The organism is Streptomyces sp. SID3212 (assembly GCF_009865405.1).
GTDB lineage: Bacteria > Actinomycetota > Actinomycetes > Streptomycetales > Streptomycetaceae > Streptomyces.
This window is the reverse complement of the sequence record NZ_WWJY01000570.1, coordinates 1-5625: the sequence shown is the minus strand read 5'-3', so window position 1 is coordinate 5625 and position 5625 is coordinate 1. Positions and strand designations below refer to the sequence as shown.

5 protein-coding genes are annotated in these 5625 nt (G+C 72.3%); 1 reads left to right on the top strand and 4 read right to left on the bottom strand.

Annotation, left to right across the window (positions count from 1 at the left end; all coding sequences use genetic code 11):
• Window positions 1-82 precede the first annotated feature (82 nt).
• Window positions 83-1327 carry a M6 family metalloprotease domain-containing protein gene (locus GT042_RS17095; RefSeq protein ID WP_345943802.1) on the bottom strand — a complete coding sequence of 415 codons (1245 nt, stop codon included), beginning with the start codon at window positions 1325-1327 and terminating at the stop codon, window positions 83-85.
• A 338-nt stretch (window positions 1328-1665) separates the two neighbouring features.
• On the opposite strand from GT042_RS17095, the gene GT042_RS17090 reads away from it, so the two are divergent.
• Entirely contained in the window at window positions 1666-3570 is a 1905-nt protein-coding gene (locus GT042_RS17090) for an EAL domain-containing protein (protein ID WP_161309579.1), read from the top strand.
• Window positions 3571-3692: 122 nt separating this feature from the next.
• On the opposite strand, the gene GT042_RS17085 is transcribed toward GT042_RS17090, so the two are convergent.
• The 3 genes from GT042_RS17085 to GT042_RS17075 are packed head-to-tail and all read right to left on the bottom strand — an operon-like array spanning window position 3693 to window position 5552.
• Window positions 3693-3947 carry a hypothetical protein gene (locus GT042_RS17085; RefSeq protein ID WP_161309578.1) on the bottom strand — a complete coding sequence of 85 codons (255 nt, stop codon included), beginning with the start codon at window positions 3945-3947 and terminating at the stop codon, window positions 3693-3695.
• Window positions 3944-4855: a peptidoglycan-binding protein gene (locus GT042_RS17080; protein WP_161309577.1), complete on the bottom strand. Its 912-nt coding sequence runs from the start codon at window positions 4853-4855 to the stop codon at window positions 3944-3946. The genes GT042_RS17085 and GT042_RS17080 overlap by 4 nt, the downstream gene beginning before the upstream one ends.
• A gap of 52 nt (window positions 4856-4907) precedes the next feature.
• Window positions 4908-5552, bottom strand: coding sequence for a hypothetical protein (locus GT042_RS17075; RefSeq protein ID WP_161309576.1), 645 nt, complete (start codon window positions 5550-5552; stop codon window positions 4908-4910).
• Between the last annotated feature and the right edge of the window lie 73 nt (window positions 5553-5625).

Genomic DNA, 5625 nt, shown 5'->3' with positions numbered 1-5625 from the left:
CGGGGTTCGAGTCCCTGACGGCGCACAGACAAGATTGAGGCCTCTCGCGAAAGCGGGGGGCCTCACTCCGTTGGCGGGAGCCTCATTCCTTTCCCGTGGTGATCTTGACCGTCCAGGCGCCCGTCGCCGTCCGGTCCGCGACCTCCACCCTGATCCGCTCGTCCGGGACCGTGAACGTCTCCCCCACCCCCAGCGGCGCGTCGGCCAGCGGCGGGTACACGGAGGTGTCCCAGCAGGCGTCGCTGCGCGGATGGGTGTCCACCACCTCCACCGGGCCGCCGCCGGACTCCGCCCCGCTCCGTACCCGGTAGATCAGCACGCCCTCCGTGCAGGTGCCCGCGTCGTTGCCGGTCGCGCCGCGCGCCTCGACGGCGACCACGGAGTCCTTCCCGGTCCTGACGACCGCGAGGCGTGTCCCCGCGTCGCCGCCGAGCTGGCGGGCCTCGGCGATCGGCTCCAGGGTGAGCAGTTCCGTACCGGGCAGGACGCAGCGCACCTGGCGCCGGTCCAGCCAGCCGAGCTTCCACTTGTGCCAGCCGAACAGGTCGGGCGAGAGGCCGAACTGACTGCCCATCACGTCCCAGTCCCCGACGTAGGTGTCCCAGTCGCCCTTGCCGTCGGCGGGCCGGTGGTAGAGGTCCGGCAGGTCGAAGACGTGCCCGGTCTCGTGGGCCAGCACGTTGCGGTCCGGCGGGTGCTTCTCGAAGACGGTGACGATACGGCGGATGTCCTTGCCGTCCGCCTCCATCGGCCGGTCGAAGTTGACGACCTTCGTGGCGTCGGAGTCGACACCGGGCGCGGTCGGATCGGCGACCAGGTACACGATGTCGTAGCGCGAGAAGTCCACGACCGGATCGGCGACGCGCAGCGCGTCCCGCAGGTAGGCGGTGCGGCGCGAGGGGTCCCAGTCGCGCTTTATCCCGTACGAGGTGGAGGCGTGCGGCATCCGGATCCACCGGGCCTCGGGGTGGGCCCGCAGGGCGAACTTCCCGTACGACGCCCGCGCGTAGAAGCGGCTGGTGGCCGGGAAGTGGTCGGCGACCAGCTCCTCGGGGCGGGTCATCGGTTCGGCGTCCGGGAAGGACAGGAAGACCATCACCGCGTCGAGGGTGCGGTCGGGGCGGGTGTAGGAGCCGTTCCAGGTGTCCAGGCCGAGGGAGTGGTGGGCGCCGGTACGGGGCAGGGCGCAGGGCCCGGCGGCCGGCGCGGCCACGGCGGGACCCGCGACCAGGGACGTGGCGGCGAGCGCCATGAGGGAGGTGAAAGCAGCCGCGGTACTGCGCAGGCGCGGCCGTTCCACTCCCCCGGGTGGCTCCAGACGCTCCACGTCGACCTCCGGCTGGGGGATGAGGGGACACCACCACCCACCTTGTGCCGGTTCCTTGTCATACGCCCTGTTCCGCTGCCCCACTCGGGTGAGGGACGGCGCGCGGAGCGCGACACCCCGGCCTCTCACGGAAAGTCACAACCGCTCACGAGGGGATCGTCCGAGGCCACGGGCGTGCAGAAACGATCGTCCAACGACAACCCGCCGACCGGTGAAGCTCCGGATCCTTGCCACAGAGCTGGAACGGCCACCCGGACAGCCTCTATGATCGGCACACTTTCCCAGGCCGACCGTCCCGACCGACCCTGTACGACACCACTGCACCGCGGGAGCGAGCCGTGAGCGGAACCTCCGAAGGGCCGCACTCTGCGGCAGTCGTGGCGCCCGGCACCGTACGGCCGCCGGTCACGGAGCGTCATGCGGACCGGACGGATTCGGTGGACCGGACCGACCCTGGCGGCGACCACCGTGGCGCCTTCCGCGCCGCCCCGCTCGCCATGGCCGTCGTGGACCCCGAGGGCACGATCGTCAGCGCCAACGACGCGTTCGCCGCGCTGCTCGGCGTGCCGGCCGCCGCGCTCCTCGGACGGTCCGCCGCCGACGTCGCCGACCTCTCCTCCGACACCCGCACCTGGCACGCCTACCGCGAGGTGCTCCGCGGCCTGCGCGCCCGGTTCCGCTGCACCCGCCGCCTCAAGCACTCCGACGGGCGCACCCTGTGGGCCGAGATCACGGTCGCGCCCGTGCCGGACAGCCGGGGCGTGCTGCTGTCGGTCTCCGACATCACCGACCGGCGTGAACTCCAGGCGCGGCTGCGCCATCTCCAGATGCACGACCCGGTGACCCGGCTGCCCAACCGCACGCTGTTCTTCGAGCGGCTGGCCTCGGCGCTGGAGACCCCGCCGCCGCACGCCGCGTACGCGGCCGACGATCTCGGTCGCGACCGTGACAGCACAGGGGCAGATCATGGCAGAACAGGGCGGATCGGCCTCTGTTACCTCGATCTCGACGGCTTCAAGGCCGTCAACGACACCCTCGGCCACCGCGTCGGCGACCGGCTGCTCGCCGCCGTCGCGAGCCGGCTGACCGAATGCGCCGACCACGACGGCTACACCCGCAGCGGCAGCCATCTGGTCGCCCGGCTCGGCGGCGACGAGTTCGCGATCCTGGTCGAGGACTCCACCGGTACGGAACAACTCGCCGATCTCGCCCGGTCGGTGCTCTCCGCGCTCCAGCGCCCGTTCGACCTGGCCGGCCAGCGGCTCGCCGTGTCGGCCTCGATCGGGGTGGTGGAACGTACGGCCGAAGGCACCACCCCCACCGGCCTGATGCAGGCCGCCGACACCACGCTCTACTGGGCGAAGGCCGACGGCAAGGCCCGCTGGACCCTCTTCGACCCGGAGCGCAACGCCCACCGGATGACCCGTCAGGCGCTCTCCTCGACCCTGCGGCCGGCGGTCGAGCGGGGTGAATTCCTGCTGGAGTACCAGCCGTTGGTGGGAATGGCCGACGGGACGGTACGGGGGGTGGAGGCGCTGGTGCGGTGGGAGCACCCGCAGTTCGGCACGCTGGCGCCCAACCGCTTCATCGGGATCGCCGAGGAGGACGGCTCGATCGTGCAGCTGGGCCGCTGGGTGCTCCGTACGGCCTGCCGCCAGGCCCGGCAGTGGCAGAAGGACCACCCGGGCGCCCGGCCGCTGTTCGTCAGCGTCAACGTCGCCGTACGCCAGGTCTGGGACTCCGACCTGGTGGCGGACGTGGCCGGGATCCTCGCGGAGACCGGACTGGCCCCGTATCTCCTCCAGTTGGAGCTGACCGAGTCCGCGGTGATGGGCTCGGCGGGCCGGCCGCTCCAGGCGCTCCAGGCGCTGAGCGACATGGGGGTACGGATCGCCATCGACGACTTCGGCACCGGCTACTCGAACCTCGCGTACCTCAGCCGACTGCCCGTCTCCGTACTGAAGTTGGACGGTTCGTTCGTCCGGGGCTTCCGTTACGACGAAGGGGTCCACCCGAGCCCGGCGGACGAGGTGATCGTGGAGACGCTGGTGCACCTCGCGCACCGGCTGGGGCTGACGGTGACGGCGGAGTGCGTGGAGACGGAGGGGCAGGCGGAGCGGCTGGGCCGGATCGGCTGCGACACCGGGCAGGGCTGGCTGTACTCCCGGGCGGTCACCCCGGAGCGGATCTCCGAGATGATCACCCCCGGACTGACGCGCGGCGCGAGCCGCCAACAGGCGTGAGAGCCACGAGCCGCCAACAGGCCTCGTGACACGGAGAAATGCCCCCGGCCGTGGGACACACGGCCGGGGGCATTTCCGGCGTCAGACCACTCTCCCGCGTCAGGTCACTTCTCCGCGTGACCTCACTTCCCCGACGTCTGCCAGATGGTCAGCGCCAGCGCGGCGCACGACGTCACCGCCGCGAGCGACGACAGGGGCCAGCGCGAACGCTCCAGCGCCTCGATACGGTCCTCGTGGTCGCCGATGGCCTTGTCGGTCTGGTCGACGCGCTGGAGCAGCAGCGCCAAGTCGCCCCGGGTGGTGGCGAATCCGACGTCCACGGAGCGGTGCAGGCGTTCCAGTTCGACGGCGATGTTCTCGGCTTCCGACTGGGTCACGCGGGCCCTCCCCCCTGGGGGACGGCTCCCCCGGCGCGAGGGACCCGCAGCCGGTCCCAACTGGTCCGTCCCGGAACGCCGTCGGCATCGCGCCCGCCGTAGCCGAGCTTGCGCTGCCAGGCGGCGTACGAACGGGTGTCGGCCGCGCCCCAGACGGGCCCCGGGCCGATCTCGTACCGTCCGCAGCCCTCGGCGACCAGCCGGCGGCCGACCGCCGTGATCAGCGGGCTGTTCCTGCCGGGCACGAAGAAGGCGGCGCCGGGGAACGTCTCGTACACCGGTTTCTGCGGGGTGCCGGGCCCGGTGGGAGGGGCCGGCGGGGCCGGCTTCGCGCCCAGGCGGGCGGTGACCCGGTCCCGCATCGCCGGCATCGGGAACGAGGGGTCGATCTTCCGTCGTGTCCACTCCTTGTGCGCGATCACACTCCGCGCCGACCAGCCGTGCGCCCGGCACAGCGCCGCCGACAGCCGCTCGGCGGCGTCGAGTTGGGCGGCGGGATAGGGGTCGCGGCCGTTGCCGAGGTTTTCGATCTCGAAGCCGTAGAAGCGGGCGTTGCCGTCCACGGCGTCCGGTCCCCGGGCGGGCAGGGGCTGTTCGGCGCGTACGGCTTCGAGGACGGCGGCCGAGCCGTTGCCGGCGTGGTTCGTCCGTCCGTACCCGACGAGATGGACGGTCCCGTCCTTGGTGAGCAGGCCGATGCAGAGGGGTCCCGGCAGGTCGGAGGTGCCGCCTCGGCAGAGCGCGAGGCTGTCGACGCCCGCGGTGTGGTGCAGCATCACTCCGTGGACGGGGCCCCAGGGGCCCTTGTGGTTGCGGTTGTGGGTCTTCCAGTCGCCGTGCTCGGCGACGCGGACGCCCTCGCCGCGCAGGGCGCGGACGAGGGCGTCGGCGGAGAGCGGTGCGGCCATGGGCCGGCTCCTCACGTCGTGGGCGTCGTCGTGAACGGATGCCGCCGGGGCGTCACATCAGCGGCGTCACGGTCACGAATCGGTTGGTGAAGGTGGAGGTGTTGGAGGTGGCCGACTTGTAGGCGGCGGTGGCGGTGCACACGGCTCCGGACGTGAGCCCGTTGACCTGGAACTGGGTGGAGGCGGAGCACTGGTTCGTACCGGTGACGATCGCCGCGCGGGCATCGGCGGCGGCCAGCGTGACGGTCGTACCGGTGCGGATGTTCGCCGACATGAAGGACGCGGCGGCGGCAGCGCTGCTGCTGATGCGCGCCCCCACCGAGACCAGGACGGAGCCGGACAGCGGCACGGTGAACGTGACCGCCGTCGGATCGCCGGTGGAGCCGGTGAGCGTCTCGGTGTAGGTGGTGACGGCCGCGAGGGTGCCGGTCGTCGTGTTGGCCTTGTGCACGGCGCCCGGGACGACGGGCTGCCACTGGGTGCCGGAGTAGTGGAAGAAACGGCCGGGGGTGTTGAGCCAGACGAGCATGCCGGCGACCGGCGCGGTGACCCGGGCGTCCCGGGTGGCGGCGTCGAGGAAGCGCAGGACGGTGCGGCCGTCGATGGACTCGGCGAGCGACTGGATGTGGAGAGGGACGTTGGCGGCGTCGGTGGGCTGCGGGTAGGGCAGATTGCCGAGAGGGGTGAGCGCGGCCATGGCAGGACCTCCTGGGTGTACGGAAGGGGAAGGGGCGGGCGGCGGGGCCCGGCGCGGGGCCGGCGCCGGGTCA

Bases quoted from the DNA above. Each gene is read 5' to 3' on its own strand.
- GT042_RS17075 (WP_161309576.1), bottom strand. From the start codon at position 5,552: ATGGCCGCGCTCACCCCTCTCGGCAATCTGCCCTACCCGCAGCCCACC.
- GT042_RS17080 (WP_161309577.1), bottom strand. From the start codon at position 4,855: ATGGCCGCACCGCTCTCCGCCGACGCCCTCGTCCGCGCCCTGCGCGGC.